18 protein-coding genes are annotated in these 20,564 nt (G+C 46.4%); 2 read left to right on the top strand and 16 right to left on the bottom strand.

What is annotated here, in order from left to right; genetic code table 11:
- Positions 1–48: 48 nt before the first annotated feature.
- From BLCOC_RS13715 to BLCOC_RS13660, 12 genes are all read right to left on the bottom strand, one after another.
- Positions 49–1,290, bottom strand: a complete 1,242-nt coding sequence (locus tag BLCOC_RS13715) for a hypothetical protein (RefSeq protein WP_115622494.1) — start codon at positions 1,288–1,290, stop codon at positions 49–51.
- Between the two features lie 13 nt (positions 1,291–1,303).
- On the bottom strand, positions 1,304–1,783 hold the full coding sequence (gene rlmH / locus BLCOC_RS13710; RefSeq protein ID WP_029469124.1) for a 23S rRNA (pseudouridine(1915)-N(3))-methyltransferase RlmH: 480 nt from the start codon (positions 1,781–1,783) through the stop codon (positions 1,304–1,306).
- Positions 1,780–2,475, bottom strand: a complete 696-nt coding sequence (locus BLCOC_RS13705) for a DNA alkylation repair protein (protein WP_115622493.1) — start codon at positions 2,473–2,475, stop codon at positions 1,780–1,782. Before BLCOC_RS13705 ends, rlmH begins: the two co-directional genes overlap by 4 nt.
- Positions 2,476–2,557: 82 nt before the next feature.
- Positions 2,558–3,952, bottom strand: a complete 1,395-nt coding sequence (gltA, locus tag BLCOC_RS13700; RefSeq protein WP_029469125.1) for an NADPH-dependent glutamate synthase — start codon at positions 3,950–3,952, stop codon at positions 2,558–2,560.
- On the bottom strand, positions 3,952–4,839 hold the full coding sequence (locus BLCOC_RS13695) for a sulfide/dihydroorotate dehydrogenase-like FAD/NAD-binding protein (protein ID WP_018593998.1): 888 nt from the start codon (positions 4,837–4,839) through the stop codon (positions 3,952–3,954). The genes gltA and BLCOC_RS13695 overlap by 1 nt, the downstream gene beginning before the upstream one ends.
- 122 nt (positions 4,840–4,961) lie before the next feature.
- Positions 4,962–6,089, bottom strand: coding sequence for a chitobiase/beta-hexosaminidase C-terminal domain-containing protein (locus BLCOC_RS13690; RefSeq protein ID WP_115622492.1), 1,128 nt, complete (start codon positions 6,087–6,089; stop codon positions 4,962–4,964).
- A gap of 33 nt (positions 6,090–6,122) precedes the next feature.
- Positions 6,123–8,657, bottom strand: a complete 2,535-nt coding sequence (locus BLCOC_RS13685; protein WP_115622491.1) for an FtsK/SpoIIIE family DNA translocase — start codon at positions 8,655–8,657, stop codon at positions 6,123–6,125.
- Positions 8,658–8,693: 36 nt separating this feature from the next.
- Positions 8,694–9,569 carry an undecaprenyl-diphosphate phosphatase gene (locus BLCOC_RS13680; RefSeq protein WP_018594001.1) on the bottom strand — a complete coding sequence of 292 codons (876 nt, stop codon included), beginning with the start codon at positions 9,567–9,569 and terminating at the stop codon, positions 8,694–8,696.
- 144 nt (positions 9,570–9,713) lie between these two features.
- On the bottom strand, positions 9,714–10,421 hold the full coding sequence (locus tag BLCOC_RS13675; protein WP_115622490.1) for a ClpP family protease: 708 nt from the start codon (positions 10,419–10,421) through the stop codon (positions 9,714–9,716).
- A 122-nt stretch (positions 10,422–10,543) separates the two neighbouring features.
- Complete coding sequence (locus BLCOC_RS13670; RefSeq protein WP_018594003.1) at positions 10,544–11,122, bottom strand: hypothetical protein; 579 nt, start codon at positions 11,120–11,122, stop codon at positions 10,544–10,546.
- Between the two features lie 177 nt (positions 11,123–11,299).
- Entirely contained in the window at positions 11,300–12,028 is a 729-nt protein-coding gene (locus BLCOC_RS13665; RefSeq protein ID WP_018594004.1) for a YebC/PmpR family DNA-binding transcriptional regulator, read from the bottom strand.
- Positions 11,998–13,377, bottom strand: a complete 1,380-nt coding sequence (locus BLCOC_RS13660; protein ID WP_018594005.1) for a hemolysin family protein — start codon at positions 13,375–13,377, stop codon at positions 11,998–12,000. The genes BLCOC_RS13665 and BLCOC_RS13660 overlap by 31 nt, the downstream gene beginning before the upstream one ends.
- Positions 13,378–13,623: 246 nt before the next feature.
- Here BLCOC_RS13660 and BLCOC_RS13655 point away from each other — a divergent pair, with 246 nt between their 5' ends.
- Positions 13,624–14,595 carry a uroporphyrinogen decarboxylase family protein gene (locus BLCOC_RS13655; RefSeq protein WP_018594006.1) on the top strand — a complete coding sequence of 324 codons (972 nt, stop codon included), beginning with the start codon at positions 13,624–13,626 and terminating at the stop codon, positions 14,593–14,595.
- Here the strand turns inward: BLCOC_RS13655 and BLCOC_RS13650 are convergent.
- The 4 genes from BLCOC_RS13650 to BLCOC_RS13635 form a co-directional block, all read right to left on the bottom strand.
- Positions 14,588–14,938 (bottom strand): type II toxin-antitoxin system PemK/MazF family toxin, encoded by a 351-nt coding sequence (locus tag BLCOC_RS13650; RefSeq protein ID WP_018594007.1) that lies wholly within the window; start codon positions 14,936–14,938, stop codon positions 14,588–14,590. The two genes, BLCOC_RS13655 and BLCOC_RS13650, sit on opposite strands and share 8 nt — an antisense overlap.
- An 82-nt stretch (positions 14,939–15,020) precedes the next feature.
- Positions 15,021–16,226, bottom strand: a complete 1,206-nt coding sequence (alr, locus tag BLCOC_RS13645) for an alanine racemase (protein ID WP_018594008.1) — start codon at positions 16,224–16,226, stop codon at positions 15,021–15,023.
- Positions 16,223–17,725: an NAD(P)H-hydrate dehydratase gene (locus BLCOC_RS13640; protein WP_115622489.1), complete on the bottom strand. Its 1,503-nt coding sequence runs from the start codon at positions 17,723–17,725 to the stop codon at positions 16,223–16,225. The genes alr and BLCOC_RS13640 overlap by 4 nt, the downstream gene beginning before the upstream one ends.
- Positions 17,726–17,796: 71 nt before the next feature.
- On the bottom strand, positions 17,797–18,441 hold the full coding sequence (locus BLCOC_RS13635; protein ID WP_029469133.1) for a redox-sensing transcriptional repressor Rex: 645 nt from the start codon (positions 18,439–18,441) through the stop codon (positions 17,797–17,799).
- 208 nt (positions 18,442–18,649) lie between these two features.
- Between BLCOC_RS13635 and BLCOC_RS13630 the strand changes: the two genes are divergently transcribed.
- On the top strand, positions 18,650–20,557 hold the full coding sequence (locus tag BLCOC_RS13630; protein ID WP_115622488.1) for an ABC-F family ATP-binding cassette domain-containing protein: 1,908 nt from the start codon (positions 18,650–18,652) through the stop codon (positions 20,555–20,557).
- The last annotated feature ends 7 nt before the right edge of the window (positions 20,558–20,564 follow it).

Genomic DNA, 20,564 nt, shown 5'->3' with positions numbered 1-20,564 from the left:
GCAAAAACTGCTGCCCGGCGTATGGCTGCCTCGGGCTTGCCTTGCCGATCAACTTTCCAGCTTTTCAAGAATCTCCTCAACCGTATCATAAGCCCCCAATTCATATCCCTGTTTTGCTTTGGAGGTATCATACACCTCATTCAGCGCGCTGTTATAATCTTCCTCTGTCATTTCAATGCCATTCCAAAAGTATTTGTAGATGAGATTCCCGTTTTCATCCTGTTGGAGGTTGGTATGATCCTCAGCTCCATAGTTTCCCTCTGCGATCAGCGTCAACTGACCATCTATGATACAATATACCAGGTCATAATATCCGTCCATCACTCCGTCAGAATTACAGAGCAGATTTTCTCTTTCAATATACGTAAAATATGTCCTGCAAAGCTGCTTCTCATAAATCTGTCCATTGGCATAGGTGATAATCCTGCTGCCCGCTGCCTCACAGATTCCTATGACCGCCAATTCAGGGATGTCATCATCATCCACATATATGAGCTGATAGCCAGCCACGCCTTGATCATAGGAATTTTTTATATAATCAGCATATGCCTGTTTCCAGGCTGTATCCGTCTGGGAATCCTCCGGCACATCTGTCTGGGCATTTGCTGTGGAATCTGCGTCCTGATAAATGGAATCTAGTATGCTCTGGATCGTCTTTTCTACGACCTCCCCATTGACCTGTTCTGACAGATCAACATCCAGAGTGAAGCTGCCCTCTGCGCTCCCGAAATACAATCTCGCTTCCGAATACACGCTTTTTGTCCTGTCGTCCGGTATATAACTGCAGATAATAATAATATCCGTATAACCATCTTGGTTATAATCCCGGAAGGAAACTGCCTCTACTTTATGAAAAGTTTCCTCTTTTCTGGTATTAGACTGGTTCATTCCCGAAAGTACAGTAATCACCTGCTGATTTTGTAATAGCTTAAATTCAGCATCTCCATATGGCGACTGTGTTGTATCAGGCGCATAGGAGGCAAATCTCACATTTCCCAGTGGTGTCAGTTCCGTATCAAAGGTCTGGTCCTGAATCAGACGCTCTACTTCCGTTTTTTCGGCCTTGGGAGCAGTTTTTACTTCTTGTTTCTCCTCTGTCTTTTTCTTTTCTGTTTTATCGGTATCCTTGTCCCCCTTCTCCTTCTTATCAGCATCCTTGTCTTTCTCTTTTTCGGGTGCCTCTGCAGCAGGATGGGGTTTCTCCGGTTTTTCTTCTTTTTTCTGTCCGCAGGCTGATAAGATACAGCAGAATACCAGAGTGCATAGTAACATCTTTTTCTTTTTTCTCATACTTCAGCCTCCATTATTTATGATAAGGCTGCCCGCTCATGATCCGGTAGCTCCTGTAAATCTGTTCCAGCAGTATCACCCGCATCAGTTGATGGGGAAATGTCATTTTGGAAAAGCTGAGGGCAAAATCCGAGCGTTTCAGTACCTCTTTTCCAAGCCCGATAGAACCGCCTATGACAAAGATAATATGGCTTTTTCCCTGTATCCCAAGGCTCTCTATCTTTTGTGAGAGTTCCACAGAGTCCAGCATTTTCCCGTTTATCTCCAGTGTAATGACATAGGCATCCTCTCTGATGTATTTCAGAATACGCTCTCCCTCTTTCTGACGGATATTCTCCTCCACTGTCTCACTTGCCGCATCAGGAGTTTTTTCGTCTGCCACTTCCAGAATTTCCAATTTACAGTATTTACTCAGACGTTTTGTATACTCTGAGATGGCATCTCGATAAAATTTTTCTTTGATTTTTCCCACGGTAAGTATTGTGAGCTTCATTTTCCTGTTTCCTCCCGTTTCCATTTCAAGAGTCTGTCTTTTTCCTCTTTTGACACCTTGTAGGATTCTCTGATTTTTTGAATGGATTTATTATGTGTAAAGGTGTCCATAGTGTCTGTCTGCAGAAATGCGGCAGTCTTCTCCGGGAATTTTACATAACAGACGGAAACAGCCCAGGCCGCAGCCATCTGTACATAATAGGCATGGCTGTCTATATGGTTGAAAATGTTCAGCAGTCGGTCTATATACTCCTCTGTCACAAAATGATCCAGCATGGATACCAGGGCAAAACGGATCTCATATTCTCTTTCCGAGTTGAGATAACGTTCCAAAAAGGCAAACCAATAGGAAGTATCCTTTCTCATAAACTTATAGGTGATGCAGCTGCAGTCACAAATGGCCCAGTTATTAATTTTAGGCACAAAATGCTCTAGTGCCCGGGTCTGCTCCTCTCTCTCCATTTTTGCATACCCGATCACAATACCCTGGAGCATCAGCTCTTCATAACAGGTGTCATCCGCTTTTTCCAAAAAAGCGGCATAGTCACCCCCTGCGATCTTCTTTGCCATTTTCCGGAGCTGCGGCATTCGGACTCCCATCATAGTCGTCAGGCCCGGGATCAGGGATTCCTGAAATCTTTTGTACTCCTTATCGGCTGATTGTCTCAGCTCTTCTCTAATCGCTTCTATCATGATTTCCCTCGTGTTTTACATTTTCCTTCCTGCAACTGCAAAAAGAGCCGCCACATCCGGTGGCGGCCTTTTGTATGTTTAATTAATTATTTTTTCCTTTGATGAATTCATCAATTCCCTGTGCGGCAGATTTTCCTGCGCCCATGGCAAGGATAACCGTTGCAGCGCCTGTTACAGCGTCACCGCCGGCGTAAACACCGTCTTTTGTAGTCTTGCCGTTTTCTTCGTCAGCGATAATACATTTTCTCTTGTTTGTATCAAGACCGATGGTTGTGGAAGAAATCAGCGGATTCGGGGAAGTTCCCAGGGACATGATAACAGTATCCAGTTCTATCTCGAACTCAGAATCCGGAATTTCTACAGGACGTCTTCTTCCTGATGCATCAGGTTCGCCCAGTTCCATGCGGACGCATTTCATGCCTTTTACCCAGCCGTTTTCATCTGCAAGGATCTCTGTAGGATTGCACAGAAGATCAAAAATAATACCTTCTTCTTTTGCGTGATGTACTTCTTCTGCTCTCGCGGGAAGTTCTGCTTCACTTCTTCTATATACGATATGTACCTCAGCGCCAAGACGGAGCGCGGTTCTGGCAGCATCCATTGCCACATTGCCGCCGCCCACAACAGCTACTTTTTTGCCCATTTTGATCGGGGTGTCGTGATCGTCACGGAATGCCTTCATCAGGTTGCTTCTTGTCAGATACTCGTTGGCAGAGAACACACCGTTGCTTATCTCACCCGGAATTCCCATAAACATAGGAAGACCTGCACCGGAACCGATGAATACAGCTTCAAAGCCTTCTTTTTCCATAAGCTCATCAATGGTGGTAGACTTACCGATGATCACGTTTGTCTCAATTTTAACACCTAAGGCTTTTACATTTTCAACTTCCATCTTCACCACTTTATCTTTTGGAAGACGGAATTCAGGAATACCATATACTAAAACACCGCCCGGCTGATGAAGGGCCTCAAAAATAGTCACATCGTAACCCATCTTAGCCAGATCCCCGGCACAGGTAAGACCTGCAGGGCCGGCACCGATAACAGCTACTTTATGTCCGTTTTTCTCCTTCGGAGGCTCCGGTTTGATGCCGTTTTCTTTTGCCCAGTCGGCAACAAAACGTTCCAGTTTACCGATAGAAACAGGCTCGCCTTTGATACCGCGGATACACAGACCTTCACACTGTGTTTCCTGAGGGCATACACGGCCGCAGACTGCCGGAAGGGCGCTGGACTGGCCGATCACTTTAAAGGCCTCTTCAAAATTGCCTTCTTTTACTTCTTTGATAAATCCGGGGATATCAATATTTACAGGACATCCTTTGACACATTTTGCGTTCTTACAGGTTAAGCAGCGTGCTGCTTCTTCCATTGCCTCTTCTTTATTATATCCATAGCAAACTTCTTCAAAGTTTGTTGCTCTCACCTTTGGGTCCTGCTCTCTTACAGGAACTTTCTTTAATACGTCACCCATTATTCGTCACCTCCGCAGTTTCCGCATCCGCCGTGATGAGTATCCCCCTCACGAAGTTTTAATAATGCTCTTCCTTCTTCTGTCTTGTACATCTGCTGTCTCTTCATTGCCAGATCCCAGTCAATCAGATGACCGTCAAATTCAGGACCGTCCACGCATGCGAATTTCACTTCGCCGCCGACGATAACACGGCAGGCACCGCACATACCGGTTCCGTCAACCATGATCGGATTCATGGAAACGATAGTTGGCAGGTTCAGTTTCTTAGTTGTCAGGCAGCAGAATTTCATCATGATCATTGGACCGATCGCAACACATTTTGTATAAGTCTTGCCTTCTGCGGTTAAGTCCTCAATCACCTTTGTTACCATTCCGTGACGTCCATATGTACCATCATCTGTGGTGATGTATAAATTTCCAGCTACTTCTTCCATTTCTTTTTCCAGGATGATCAGGTCCTTTGTCTTGGCACCTACAATGACATCTGCATCAATGCCATGCTCATGCAGCCATTTCACCTGAGGATATACCGGTGCAGTACCAACGCCGCCGGCTACAAATAAAAGTTTTTCTTTTTTTAACTCTTCCAGATCTTCATTAACAAATTCAGATGGACATCCCAACGGACCTACGAAATCTTCAAAGAAATCTCCTGTCTGCATTTTAGCGAATTTTTCGGTGGAAGCACCTACCGGCTGGAACACGATCGTAACAGTTCCTGCCTCTCTGTCATAATCACAGATGGTAAGCGGAATTCTCTCCCCTGCATCGTCTTTTTTTACGATAACGAACTGTCCGGGTTCACAGTGTTTTGCAACCCTTGGTGCGTCAACAACCATGAGATATACTATCTCATTAAGCTTTTCTGCTTTCAGAATCTTGTACATAATGTCCTCCTCACAACTCCAAATATGGTAATTCTATTGCTATAGTCGCTCTTTTTAGTATAGAGCAAAATTAACAAAAATTCAATCTGAATTTTAGAAAAATTTCCAATTTACTTTATAAATCATTGATAAATGACATAAGTTGCACTTGCCGGACTGCTTATCTTTCCGTTTTCATCCACTATAATAGCGGAAAAGATATTCTCTCCCACCGGCATGGAAACCGGGCCTGTATATTCTGTGCTGTCTGTGGTGGGCGTTCCGTTAAATTCATAATATGCGGTGCACCCGCTGGGCACATATACTTTAATTGTCATGGAATCCTCATACTGTCCGGAGGCAGGTGTGATCCTGGGAGCGTCCGGCGCCTTGAATTCTATGGTATAGGACATAAGGCCGATATCACTTGGGATCCCTTTGGCATTATATGCCACATACTTCAGGGTATAGTCCCCCTCCTTATCCAGCATGATCCCTCTGGAGGAATCATACAGACTGCTGGTATTATCCGGGTCTTTCCCATCCAGAGTGTAATATACCTTGGTTCCGTCTTCTATGGCGCTGAAATCCACTTCCTCTTTGCTGTTATAAGTCCCACCATCCAGGGAAATGACCGGAAGGGTACTTATATATGAGGAATAGCGCTCTTTGACTTCAGCACTCTCGCAGTCATCCATAAGCTCCTTGATCTTCTTGACTTCGCCCTGTTTTTCATAGAGGCGCAGCAATTCTCCATAGGCACTGACACTGTCAGGAGCCTTGGCGATTGCAGTGATAAGGATCGCAAGAGCCTTTTCCTCTTCCCCGTCTTTCAGATATATCTTGGCCTGCAGAATGTTGGCTTCTGTACTGTCAGGCTGAAGGTTCAAAGCGCGTTCCAGATATTTCAGGGCAGTGTCATAGTCCTTATTGCTGAACTCAGATTCGGCCTGCGCCATCTGGAAATCAAAAGAATTGTACTGCTTTTGATAAAAGACAACACCGGCCCCAACAGCCAGCACACATACGCCTGCCGCTGTCAGGCCCACGGCCATACGTCTTTTCTTTCTGCGTTTTAATTCCTGTTCCTGTCGTCTTTTTTCTCGGAGCGCATGCTCCTCCTTTTTCTTCTTCTCTTTTTCCTGTATTTCACGCTGCTGGATGATCGTCTCCAGCGTATTATATTCCGGCACCCATTGAACTTCTTTGCCGCATACGGGGCAGAACAATATGCCATCTTCAAATTCTGTACCGCAGTTCGCACATTTCATGTAAATACCTCATTTCTCATCTATATCAACATTTTACAAACACTCTTCTATATATTGTTCAAATTCTTCCATGGACATAATTACCTTTCTGGGTTTGGTACCTTCCTCCTCACCCACAACACCGGCCTCACAGAGCTGGTCCATGATCCTGGCAGCACGGTTAAAACCAATCTTAAACACACGCTGTAGCATACCGATGGAGGCTTTGTCCTTCTCGATGATGAACTTGCCGGCGTCGGTAAAGTAGGCATCCCGGTCATTGCCGCCGGATGCCGCGCCTGCCTGATTGACAGAAGCGTCTTTCGCCGCTTCGATTTTGTCCTGGATTTCCTGGCTGTAGGCATGGGCAGGATTCTGCTCAGATAAAAATTTCACCACAGCCCCCACTTCCTGGTCACTGACAAAAGCCCCCTGAACACGGGCAGGCTTCTGATAACCCTGTGGGTAAAATAACATGTCGCCTTTTCCCAGCAGCTTTTCCGCGCCATTCATGTCTATGATGGTCCGGGAGTCTACACCGGAGGATACGGAGAACGCGATCCTGGAAGGCATATTTGCCTTGATCAGACCGGTGATGACATTGACGGATGGACGCTGTGTGGCAATGATCAGATGGATTCCCGCTGCACGGGCAAGCTGAGCCAGGCGGCAGATCGCATCTTCCACCTCACCTGGAGCCACCATCATAAGGTCTGCCAGCTCGTCCACAATGATAACGATCTGCGGCATCTTTTCCGGCTTTCCTTCCTCTTCAATGTCCTTGATCTTATCAACCTTAGCATTGTATCCTTTTAAATCCCTGACGTTGTACTCTGCGAATTTGTTGTAACGGTCTGACATCTCCGCAACCGCCCAGTTCAGAGCGCCTGCTGCCTTCTTGGGGTCTGTGACCACAGGGATCAGGAGATGGGGAATACCGTTATAGACACTCAGCTCCACAACCTTTGGATCTATCATGATCAGCCGGACCTCTTCCGGGGTGGCTTTGTAAAGGATACTCATGATCAATGTATTGATACACACAGACTTACCGGAGCCTGTGGCACCTGCTATGAGCAGATGGGGCATCTTGGCAATATCCGCAATGACCGGCTGTCCCGCAATATCTTTTCCCGCTGCAAACGCCAGTTTTGATCCGCACGCGGAAAAGGCTTCGGACTGTATCAGTTCACGAAGCATAACTGCACTGTTTGTGGCATTGGGTACCTCTATTCCCACAGCGGCCTTACCTGGAATAGGTGCCTCAATACGGATATCCGTTGCCGCCAGATTCAATTTAATGTCATCTGTCAGGCTGACAATTTTGCTGACCTTTACGCCTTGTTCCGGCTGAAGCTCATAGCGTGTGACCGTTGGACCGCAGCTTACATTCGTCACTGTGACATTGACACCGAAATTGTGCAGTGTCTCCTGCAGCTTTTTCGCTGTGCTGCGAAGATGGGTATCAGAATCACCTTTTCCGCCGCTTCCTTTTTTCAGCAGTGAGACAGGAGGGATTTCATATTCCTTTTTTATCTCCTGTTCTTTGTCTGCGATCTCATCCTTTATATTTTCAATACCGTCCGCGATCTCATCCTTTGAGGAACGCGTTTTCTTTGAAGAACCTGTTTTGTGGGGCTTTTCCTCCACAGCCGGTTCTTCCGGTATCTCTTCCACGATTTCTTCCACCTCTGCCGGCGCCGTGTCGGAACGGTGGATAGGGAAAGCATTTTCAGGTTTCAGAAGGATATCCTCTGCCGGGATCTCTTCGGCAGGTTCTATAACAGCAGCCTCCGCCGCAGCCGCTTCCTTCTTGATATCACTTATATTTTCAGCAGCCGGATTCGCTGCAGCATTGTCTTCGTTCTTATTTCTTCTTGTTTTCAATTTTAAAGGTTCGGATTCTTCGGTTTTCTCTCCGTGTTTTGCTCTTCTTCCTGAGACAGGTCTATCTTTTTGTTCTGCCGCGTATTGTTTTCTGCGGGCATGTCCTGCTTTTGCACTTCCGTATACACGGGTACTGCCCTTTTTGAGAAGCGCAAACATGGATTTCTGTGTGATCAGGATCAAAGCGATGACCATTGCAATGACAACGATCACATATGTTCCAATGATGCCGAAGGCTTTCCCGAAGATATTGCAGAGGAGACCGCCTAGGATACCGCCGCCGGTCTGGTACGCGGAGGAGTTTTTGTAGTAATCCATAATGGAAGTCCCGTCAAAATAACCGTCTGTCAAAAGCTGCATCAAAGCGCAGGCAGAAAGGAACAGCAAAAGAAAGCCTGCCATTTTCCGGTAAGCTTTCGGATTCCTGTTATTTGATATGACAAAGGATACGGCCAGGAATAAAAAGATAGGAAATATGTATGCCACCAGGCCAAACAGACCGAAAAACACTCCGCTGACGGTCTTTCCTACCAGGCCTCCCATGCCAAAATTGCTCAGTAACAGCAGGATAGAACCTGCCAGTGTTATCCATAATATGATCTCAGTATACAGGCCGATACCCTCGTCCTGTTTTTTCTTATTTCTGCTTCCAGAGCGGGTGCCCGTCTTTTTTCTTGTGTTGTTTTTTTTCGTCGCTGCCATTTTCTTGACTCCCCTTAAAGTTCCTGCGGTCTGTACCTACAGGACAAAATTACACGTTACAGCAGCAATTCCCATAATAAAACAGTAAATACTGAAATACCGGAATTTCTTTCGCTGTATAAGCCGCAGCATTGTCTTGATACAGAAGTACCCCGCTGCTCCTGCAAGAGCTGCTGCTGCCAGATATTCCCCAAACACAGGAAGTGTGACTCCTGAGCCGGGTATGTCCTTAAGTTCCAGGACTGCAGCCCCCAATACAGCCGGAATGGACATGATAAATGAATATTTCACTGCAAATTTTCTGTTGAGACCGCAGAGCAGGCAGGCTGCTATGGTCATACCGGACCGTGAAATTCCGGGGAAAACTGCGATTCCCTGGAAAAAGCCGATAGCCAGTGCGATCCAAAATGATACGTCTTTTGGAATCTTATTACCTGCCGGGAAGAAATCCACCACCAAAAGCAGAATGCCTGTGATAAATAGTCCAACCCCGGGTGCCAGCAGATTGGCGCTGGCCGTCACCACCACATTCTGCAAAAGCAGACCTACAACCGCGGTAGGAATGGTAGAGACAACAATAAGCAGGATAAATTTACGGTAATTGGTGGACACGATTTTTTTATAACGTCTGGCATCGTGTTCCCTTCTGTTATGTGACCATATCTTACAATTCTGAATGATGTCATAGATCATTCCACAGCCGTCCAGAATCAGCTTCTTAATGTCTTTCCAGAACGCGATAAAAATAGCAGTCAGCGTTCCCAAATGTAAAATCACATCGAACAACACGCCTGTATCGGTATTGATGTTTAATAGATTCTGCATAATAGCCAGATGCCCGGAACTGCTCACCGGAAGGAATTCTGTGATTCCCTGCACCAGTCCAAGCAGAAGTGCCTGTAATAATGACATGTGGTCAACCTCTTCATATGTATTTTCTCCATCTGATTTCTGTATACAGACAGCAGATGGAGTAATAAACTTTATCAAATGTTTATTCTATCATAAAATTGCATTTCATACAACTTAAAAGTCTTTACAAAATTTAAGAAATTTCTATTGTTCCTCTTTTTTTCTGCTTTCTTCTATTAGTTCATACAGTTTTTCCAGTGACTGGGATATACCGCCGACTTCGTCGATCAGGCCTTCCTTAACTGCTTCTTCCCCCTCCAGCATAGTTCCCACATCTTTTACAAGCTGGGTAGGGTCCAGCATCAGCTCTTCGATACGCTCCTGGGACATTTTTGAATGAGAGGATACAAATCCTGTAATGCGGTCCTGTATTTTTTCAATATTTTTATAAGACTGCATGACTCCAATGAACATGCCGTTGCTCCGTACCGGATGAATCACCATGGTTGCAGATGGGACAATAAAAGAATAGTCAGCGGAGACAGCCATAGGCACACCGATGGAGTGGCCGCCGCCCAGTACCAGGGAAACAGTTGGCTTGCTCAGGGATGCGATCATCTCCGCGATAGCAAGTCCTGCCTCCACATCTCCGCCCACAGTGTTGAGCAGGATCAGAAGGCCGTCCACATCCTTGCTGTCCTCGATCACGGCAAGCTTTGGAAGGACATGCTCGTATTTTGTGGTCTTGCTGTTGTTCGGCAGGGATTCATGGCCTTCCACCTCTCCAATGATGGACAGAAGATGGATATGATACTGTTTTTCATTGTCGGATAAATCTAACTGCCCCATATCTTCTATCTGTTCATTTTGTTTTTCTGTTTTTTCCAGTTCTTTTCTCTTTTCTTCAGACATAAAACTACCTCCAAGAATTTATTCCTGGAGGTAGGATGCGTAATTTGGTGATTATTATGCATAGTCCGGGTCAGAGACATAGGCTGCATTTTATTCTGCCGGTTTTGCGGGATATTGTAAAATCATCTCTTCTTTTTTTTCTTGTCACGGCCCGGATCAAACCATAATTTGGAAGGAAAACGCTTTAAATAGCGGTTGACAGCAGGATGAAAATTCATGAATATACAGCACAAATATGCCAATATAATATAAGTTATAGTGAGCCATGGGGAAAGCTGCATTTTATCAAATTCTTTTATATATGCGTCTGTCAGCCAAAGCGCTAGTGCACCACCTAATGAAGTGAAAACTGTGCCTCCTATTTTACTCAATCCCCCGATATATTCCCCTATCATAACCAAAACAGGCAGAACAAGCGGGGTGAGAGGATATGTTTCTCTGCCTAATTGGGCTGTGCGTTCCGTGATCGGATAATGAATAGCAGCTTCTATCACACTTATTACCAGACTGATACACCAGGATATCAGTGCTATATTCTGAAAGGCATTAAATGCAGAAATGATCTTACAGGTCTTTTCCGTATGAAGATCAATAAATTCTATTTGTTTCTGTTTATTATACTCATCTACCATGCGCTTAATTTCTTCCGGTTCATATGTAAGTCGGTCTTCAGGTTCCATTTGTTTCTTATCATCCGCCATTTCATCCCCCCATTCTTATCCTCCCGCGGAAAATAAAATACTTCTTTTCAATAACTCGGATACCTGCTTTTATAATACCATTTATCCGGAATCACGTCCAATGGATATAAAAAAAGATACCTCCCTGCACGGCTCTGCATGCAAAGAGATACCTGTTTTTATTGTTCGGAACGTATCTTACTCGTCCCAGTTATGCCATACATACTGCACGTCATCGTCATCCTCGAGCAGATCCAGTGTTCTCTGCAGGTTCTTCACATCCTGCTCATCGGAAAGCTCTACATATGTCTGAGGAATCATGGCCACATCCGCCTCTGCCATAGGGATACCCTCCTTTTCCAGGGCTTCACGGACAGCGCTGAAATCGTCAGGAGCCGTGAGAACCTCGAAGCTGTCCTCCTCCTCAGAGAAATCTTCTGCCCCTGCATCCAGGGCGATCATCATCAGGTCGTCTGCTTCCATCTCGCACTCTTCCTTGTCGATGATGATCTGTCCTTTCTTATCGAACATAAAGGATACACATCCCGGTGTTCCGATATTACCGCTTCCTTTTGTAAATGCGCTTCTCACATTGCTGGCTGTACGGTTCTTGTTGTCCGTCAATGTCTCCACAATAACAGCCACACCGCTTGGACCGTAACCTTCATAGGTGATATATTCGTAATTGTCTGCATTGGCATCCCCTGCCGCTTTCTTGATACCGCGGTCAATGGTATCATTTGGCATGTTGTTGGCTTTTGCCTTGGCGATCACATCACGCAGTTTGCTGTTGTTGGCAGGATCCGGGCCGCCCTCTTTAACGGCTACCACGATTTCCCTGCCGATCACAGTAAATATCTTACCTTTTTTAGCATCATTTTTTTCTTTTTTATGCTTTATGTTTGCGAATTTTGAATGTCCTGACATCTCTCTTCTCCTTCTTCCTGGGGGAGTTTTTCCACCCTTACTTTTTGTATTGTATTATTTCCCACCCCAAGGATGGTAAATAAATATCCATTTGCTCTGACTTCTTTATCTTCCTGAATATTGGGAATATGTCCCAGCAAAGAGGTCAGATATCCATTTAAAGTCTCATAGTCTTCATCCTCAAAATCAATATCCAGCACTTCCCCCACCTCTTCCAGAGGGGTGAGCCCTTTCATCAGATAAGAGTCATCAAGCTGTTCCACAATAAAATGGTCATCTTCATCATATTCGTCCAGAATATTGCCTACGATCTCTTCCAGTATATCCTCCATGGTCACAATGCCTGAAGTCTGTCCATATTCATCCACCACCACAGCCATGTGGATCTTCTTGGCCTGCATCCGCTTGAACAAATCATTGATGCTTCTGGTCTCCGGTATATAGGAGGCCTCACGGATCAGATCTGGGATCTGGCCCACAGGGACATCCCCGTTGTTCTCAAAGGTCATCTGTTTCATGGCATCCTTCAGATGCAGAATGCCGATAATGTCATCCATATCTTCCCTGTATACCGGGTATCTGGAATTACTTCCGTTCAACATATAGGAAAGAGCTTCCGCCAGAGGCGTGTTCACCTCAATGGCGCTGACGTTTTTCCGGTGAGTCATGATATCCTGGGCTTCCTTGTCAGAAAACTCCATGATATTCTGGATCATTTCTGCCTCATTTTCCTCGATCACGCCCTGCTCATGGGCATCATCCACCATAGAAATTATCTCTTCCTCCGTCACATCCTCTTCGTTGTGATGGGGATCCACACCCAGCAGGCGAACCAGTCCGTTGGACAGCTTCATGATCAAAAACGTAATAGGATAAAACAGCTTCACGATCAGCCGTACCAGTCCTGCTGTACGATAAACCCATTGATGGGGATTACAGGTAAACAGTTTTTTGGCGGAAATCACGCCCACAGCAACCAACAGTATCAGCACCAGCAGCACCACGATCACAACACAGATTCCGTGCAGCAAAGCGTCCGGTATGTAAGAGAATGAGGAAACCTTATTCAATGCTCCATACATGTGAGGCACGATTTCACGGATTCCCACATATCCGGCCAGGATACTGAGAAGTGTACCTACTGTGAGGATGGTATTGACCACCATGATCGGATCATTTACCACTTTCAGAAGCCAGCGGGACCTTTTGTCGCCTTCCTGCTGCCGCTTCTCCACTTCACTTTCGCTTACTTTCTGTATGGCAGAGCCAAATCCATATAAAATCCCGTTAATGATGATGAATAATAGAAAAACCATTACCGCCCATAAAGGACTACTCCCGTCATCCATATGATTAAAAAATTCCTTCTTTCTTCCCTCATATTTGCCCTGTTTGCAGGGCTGTCCTATAATAAGATACCATTTTCGTGCTCAGCAGTCAAGAAAAAAAGAGGTACCCGGCAGGCTAGGGGCATATGGGCAGCAGCCTGTGTGTGACAGCCCGGAAATTCCAAAATCAAATTTTGAATAAATCATTGTTTTTATAAAATTCTGGTGTATAATGAAAGTAACTACTATTGGATGGGAGGTTTTTATATGACACCAAAAGAAAATTTCAGAAAATTTTTCCAACACGAACGGGGGGAATGGTTTCCCAGTTTTTTCACAGACGCCAATCTGGCGGTGTTTATAACGGGAATGGATGAGCGTGCACCCCGCAACCAGTCAGGCAAGGATTTCTTTGGATGTACATGGGTGTTTGATCCGGTGGGTAACGCGGCAGTTCCCGACACCAGTGTACCCCCGATTCTGGATGACATCTGTGACTGGCGGGAAAAGGTGGTATTTCCTGATCTGGATGCTGTAGATTGGGAAGAAAGCGCAAAGGCAGACAAGGTGGACCAGTATGACCCGGATAAATTTAATTACACCATGCTGCTGGAAGGCCCGTTTGAGCGTCTGCACACACTCATGGGGTTTGAAAATGCACTCTGTGCCATGCTGACAGACCCGGAGGAGGTTGGTGCCTTTTTCGACCGGCTGACGGATTTAAAGTGCAAAGAACTGGAAATCCTGAAAAAATATTACCACACAGAGGCCGTATGCTTCCATGATGACTGGGGCACCCAGAAAAATATGTTCTTTTCTCCTGACATCTGGCGCAGCCTCATAAAACCGCAGATCAAAAAAATCACTGCCCACTGTCACAGCCTCGGTATGTTTTTTGATATGCATTCCTGCGGCAAGATGGATCAGATCATTGCGGAGTTCCCGGAAATCGGCATAGATTCCTTCCAGGGACAGGGGATCAATGACATTGTGGGGGCAATGAAAAAGACAGGCAGAAGCCTGTCCTATAACATCACACCAAAATATCAGGATTTGGAAGCCGCAGCAGCGGCAGAAACCCTGACAGAAGAGGAAGTAAGAAGCCGTATCCGGGAAGAAGTTTTATCCTGTGCGAAAAACGGTATCTATACAACTGCCTTCGTCCCGGTAAAGACCTGGTGGTTCCCCATCGCCATGCAGGAGGCGAAAGCCTGCGAAAAGGAAATTTTCACTATGTAGTGGGAAGTTCCAGGCTCACGCACAGGGCATGATTGACTTTCTTCAGTATTTCCGCATCCAGATGGCATACCTTGTCTTTTAATCTTCGTTTATCAATCGTGCGAAGCTGCTCCAGCAAAATGACAGAGTCCTTTACAATGGCGTAAGAGGACGCGTCAATCTCTATATGGGTGGGCAGCTTCGCCTTATTCATCTTCGATGTTATGGCCGCACAGATAACTGTGGGGCTGTGTTTATTGCCGATGTCATTTTGAATGATCAGTACCGGACGAATCCCGCCCTGTTCGCTGCCGACTACCGGCCTTAAATCCGCGTAAAAAATATCACCTCGTTTGATAACCACACATTTCACACTCCGATTTTTTTCTGTTCAGATATAATTCTTCCCAATTCTCTCGTGTGTATTCCATGGTTTTTCTTGTTTTTTACTTTTCTGAAGCCCAATCCCCGGAAATAACCGTCGGATCTTCGTTAAGGCACGTCCACCTGACCGGCTCCTGACCAGAAATATAAAGGCGCGGCACACGTTTATTTATACAGCAGGCAAACTCATAGTTGAAGCGGCCGGAGATATCCCCCAGCTCCTCCAAGGTGATGCAGTCCTCCCCGTCTCTTCCGATCAGCGTCACTTCGTCCAGCTCTTCTGCTTCCGGAATATCCGTCACATCCACCATGAACTGATCCATACAGACCCGTCCTATGATAGGCGCACGTTTGCCGCGGATCAGCACACTGCCTTTCCCTGACAGCGCTCTGGCATATCCGTCCGCATAGCCCACAGGTATGGTGGCAACCCTGGTAGGCCGCTTTGTGACAAATGTGCCGCCGTAGCTTATCTCCACACCGGGTTCCACTGTCTTTATGTATACAACTCTGCTTTTGAGAGCCATAACCGGTTTTAAAGGCACCGGCTCCTTTTCCACCTGATCAGATGGGTACAGGCCATACAAAATGATACCTGCCCTCACCGCATCCATATTCGCCTCGGGAATACGGATGATACCCGCACTGTTGGAACAGTGCTTTATGGGCACATGAAGCCCCTTCTCCTCCAGGGCGCGGACAAATTCCAGATATCTTTCGAGCTGTACATACGCCGGTTCCCTGTCGCTTTCATCCGCTCTGGCAAAATGCGTGAACAGGCCCTCCACTTCAAGGCCCGGCATTTTGGAGATCCTCAGGATCTCCGGCACATCGTGCTGCAGATTGCGGAAGCCGATACGCGTCATACCTGTATCCAGCTTGATATGTACCTTTACTGTCTTGTTCAGCCGTCTTGCTGTATCTGATAACTCCTCAGCCATCTTCCCTGTAAAAACAGTAGGCCGGAAATCATTTTCGATGATCGTCTCATAGTCTTCCTTAAAGGTATATCCCAGAATCAGAATCGGTTTTTTGATACCCCCTTTTCTGAGCGCAGCGCCCTCTTCCACACAGGCTACAGCAAATCCCCAAATATAGGGAAGCGGCTCTATATGCTCCGCAATGGGAAGCGCTCCGTGTCCATAACCGTCCGCTTTCAGCACTGCTATGATCTTGGTATCTTTATGGATATTTCTCTTCATACTTTCCAGATTATAGGAAACCGCATCCAAATCTACGGAGACGTAGATCCTGCTTGGTGTATTCATAAAACTGCTCCTCTTTTCTTCAAGATTTCCGCTGTCTGTGTAATGATATCACCGGCTATCATGCTGTATTCTCCCTTTTGGGCAGCAGCCATATCTCCCGCAGCGCCGTGAAAATAGACCCCCAAAGACGCCGCATCTATGGCGGAAAGTCCTTGGGCGAGAAGTCCCATAAGGATTCCCGAGAGTACATCCCCGCTTCCTGCTGTTGCCATACCGCTGTTGCCGGAGGTGTTTATAAAGATCTCTTCACTGCCGTCGGAAATGACCGTTCGCGAATCTTTACACACAACGGTCAGATGGTATTTATGGGCAAAGCGCTTTGTAAGATAAAGAGGGGCTTCCTTCCACTCCTCCACTGACACTCCTGAAATCCTGCTAAACTCCCCAAGATGCGGTGTCACAATGACCGGTGCCGGATACTGGGCCAGCACCTCCATTCTGCCCGCTAAAAGATTCAGACCGTCAGCATCGATGAGCAAAGGTTTTCTGCCCTCTGCCAAAATGGTGTACAGGATATCTTCCGCCTGCTGTCCCGTGCCCATTCCAGGCCCCACTCCGATGACATCAGCCCAGGCAAGTCCTTCCAGGATCTGTTCTTTTTCTATCTCCTCATCATCATAGAAACTGTACATGGCCTCCGGCAGCATTGTGGTCAGTGCCTGTCTGTTTTCCTGCCTGGTATGTACCTTGATCATACCCGCGCCTGTCCTGAGTGCTGCACAGGCAGAGAGGTATGCCGCACCGCTGATATCACGGCTTCCGGCAGCCAGGAATATCTTTCCGAAGGTTCCCTTATTCCCATCCGGCTTTCTGACGGGGATCCGGAACAAATCCTTATCCTCACAACTTTGGATGGACAGTTCAAAATCATTCTGAGGCGGCATATAGATCCCGATATCGGCTGTTTTTATCTTTCTCGCGTAAGAAGCACCCGGATAAAATAAAAGGCCTGCTTTCTCATAGGCAAAGGTTACGGTCACATCAGCTTTCACTGCGCAGCCCAGCACTTTTCCCGTGTCTGCACTGATTCCGGAGGGAATATCCACTGCCATGACCTTGGCATCTGACCGGTTCAGAGCTTCGATGGTGTCTCTGTAAACCCCGCCCACTTCTCTGGACAGGCCTACGCCAAAGACAGCATCTACTATAGTAGTATATTCAACAGGTACGGCATTCTTGACAAAGGATATGTGATAATTTTCTGCAATATCCACTTGTTTTCTCATTTCTTCTGTATAATGATCCTTTTTCCCAAGTATACAGATATCAACGGAAACCCCTGCCGCATGAAGCATCCGTGCCACTGCCACGCCATCCGCGCCGTTATTGCCGGTACCGCAGAGGACCAAAACTTTTTCCAGGGGAAATTCTTCCTCCCGAAGCGCCTGACAGACACTCAGGGCAGCCCGCTCCATGAGTACCAGAGACGGAATCCCCATTTTTTCAATGGTGTAACTGTCCAATAGCTTCATCTGTCCGCCGGTTACGATTTGTTTCATGTCATACACTCCTCTCTTTTTGCGTATTACAGAGCAAAAGGCCGCCGCAAAAGTTCCGCAGCAGCCCTTTCTTACTTTTTATGTTCCGTCACATAACAATTCAGATTATAAGACAATCGCATGAGGCTTTCAGAGAGGTGTACATTTTCCACAATGACATCCTCCGGAACCTCCAGATCCAGATGTGCGAAATTCCAGATGGCCTTGATTCCGTTTTCTACCAGTAGATTAGCTGTCTCCTCTGCGTTGTTCTTCGGCAGAGTAAGCGCTGCTATCTGAACATCATTATCCTTCAGATACTGGGGAAGCTCATCCATCATAAGGATTTCATTCCCACGGATGGAGATGCCTTTCAGAACCGGATTCACATCAAAAATGCCTACCACTTTAAACCCGCGCTTTTCAAACTGTACGTAATTTGCAAGTGCCTGTCCCAGATTACCGGCCCCTATGATGATCATGTTGTGAGTCCGGTCAAGCCCCAGGATCTTACCGATCTCTGTGTACAGGTACTGTACATTATATCCGTATCCCTGCTGCCCAAACCCTCCGAAATTATTCAGGTCCTGGCGAATCTGGGATGCTGTCACGCGCATTTTGGAGCTGAGCTCATTTGAGGAGATACGCTCCACTCCATCCTCCAAAAGTTCTCCTAAATATCTGTAATATCGGGGAAGTCTTCTGATGACTGCTTTTGATATGCATTTTTCGTCCACGACTTTACCCTCCTTATGTCTAAATTTTCTGTTTCATATAGGAATATTATATATAATTGTTAAAATAAAGTCAAATACAATTCCAGTTATTGTTGTTTTTATCTGTTGTCAAATTCTGAATTTCCGATATAATAGGAAGGGTGAACCTAAAGTAACTGACCGGATATCCGGCCAGTTACAGCCTAAAGATAAAGGAGACTCGTAAAAAATGATACTGGCATGTCAAAACATTGAAAAATCATTCGGGGGCATAAATTTGATCCATGATGCCTCCTTCCATATAGAAGAACGCGAAAAAGCCGCCCTAGTAGGCATCAACGGTGCCGGAAAATCCACCATGCTGCGCATTATCATGCAGGAGATACCTGCTGACAGCGGCGAGATCATTTTATCAAGGGGCAAGTCCATCGGTTATCTGGCCCAGCACCAGGAACTGGACAGTGCCCTTACCATCTATGACTCTCTGCTCCAGGTCAAACAGCATATTCTGGATATGGAGCTTCACATGAGAGAGATTGAAAAACAGATGAAGCACGCTTCCGGGGAAGAGCTGGAACGCCTTATGGAGACCTATTCCCGTCTGACCCATGAATTTGAAATGGAGAACGGCTACGCATATAAGAGTGAACTTGTGGGGGTTCTGAAAGGCCTTGGCTTTCCTGAAAGTGACTTTGAAAAAGAAATCTCCACTCTGTCGGGAGGACAGAAAACACGGGTTGCCCTAGGTCGTCTTCTCCTGTCAAAGCCGGATATCATTCTTCTGGACGAGCCTACTAACCATCTGGATATGGATTCTATCTCCTGGCTGGAGACCTATCTGCTGAACTATCCGGGAGCTGTGCTGATCGTCTCCCATGACCGGTATTTTCTGGACAGGATCGTGACAAAGGTCATTGACATTGACAACGGGAAAGTCAGCACCTTTACAGGGAATTATTCTGCCTACAGCGAGAAAAAGGCACAGCTTCGCAGGGACGCTTATCAGGCCTATCTCAATCAACAGCAGGAGATCAAACATCAGGAAGAAGTCATTGCCAAGCTGAAACAGTTCAACCGGGAAAAGTCCATCAGACGGGCAGAGAGCCGGGAGAAAATGCTGGATAAGATCGATGTTTTGGAAAAGCCCGCAGAGGTGAACGCCTCCATGCGCATTTATCTGAAACCTCGTGTGGAGAGCGGTACAGATGTGCTTGCCGTGGAACATCTCACCAAATCTTTCCCCTCACTCCCGCTGTTCTCTGATCTGAACTTTTCCATCAAGCGGGGTGAGCGGGTGGCCATCATCGGAAACAACGGAACCGGAAAAACCACTATCCTTAAAATTTTAAATGAACTGGTTCCCGCTGATGCCGGTGTTTTTCATCTGGGTAGCAAGGTCCATATCGGCTACTATGACCAGGAACATCACGTGCTGCATATGGAGAAAACAATATTTGAGGAAATCTCTGATGACTTTCCAAAGCTCACCAACACAGAGATCCGCAATCTGCTGGCAGCGTTTCTCTTTACCGGAGATGATGTATTTAAGAAGATATCCTCTCTGAGCGGCGGTGAGCGGGGACGTGTATCCCTGGCAAAGCTCATGCTCTCAGAAGCCAACTTTTTGATCCTGGATGAGCCGACTAACCACCTCGACATTTTGTCAAAAGAAATCTTGGAGGAGGCGCTCCGCAATTACACGGGAACTGTACTGTATGTGTCTCATGACAGGTATTTTATTAACCGGACTGCCACCAGGATCCTGGAGCTGACCAACCAAAGCATGGTAAACTATATCGGCAACTATGATTACTATATGGAAAAAAGGGAAGAACTGACCCGCATCTATGCCCCGAAAGAGGCGGAGGAACAGGCGGAAGAAGCCGTCTCCGCCACCAAATTGGACTGGAAGCAGCAGAAAGAGGAACAGGCACGTCAGAGAAAGCGTGAAAATGAACTGAAAAAGACAGAGGAAGCCATCGAACGCCTGGAAAGCAGAGACAAAGAGATCGAATGTGAGATGGAAAAGCCGGAAATTGCCGTCAATGTAGCAGAGTGTGTCCGGCTTGCCAATGAAAAAGCGGAAATAGCGGAAAAACTGGAAGAACTTTATGAAAAATGGGAAGAGCTGGCATAGTGCCAGT

Origin of the sequence: Blautia coccoides, from assembly GCF_034355335.1 — a bacterium.
GTDB lineage: Bacteria > Bacillota > Clostridia > Lachnospirales > Lachnospiraceae > Blautia > Blautia producta.
This window is presented reverse-complemented; position numbering and strand designations above follow the sequence as displayed.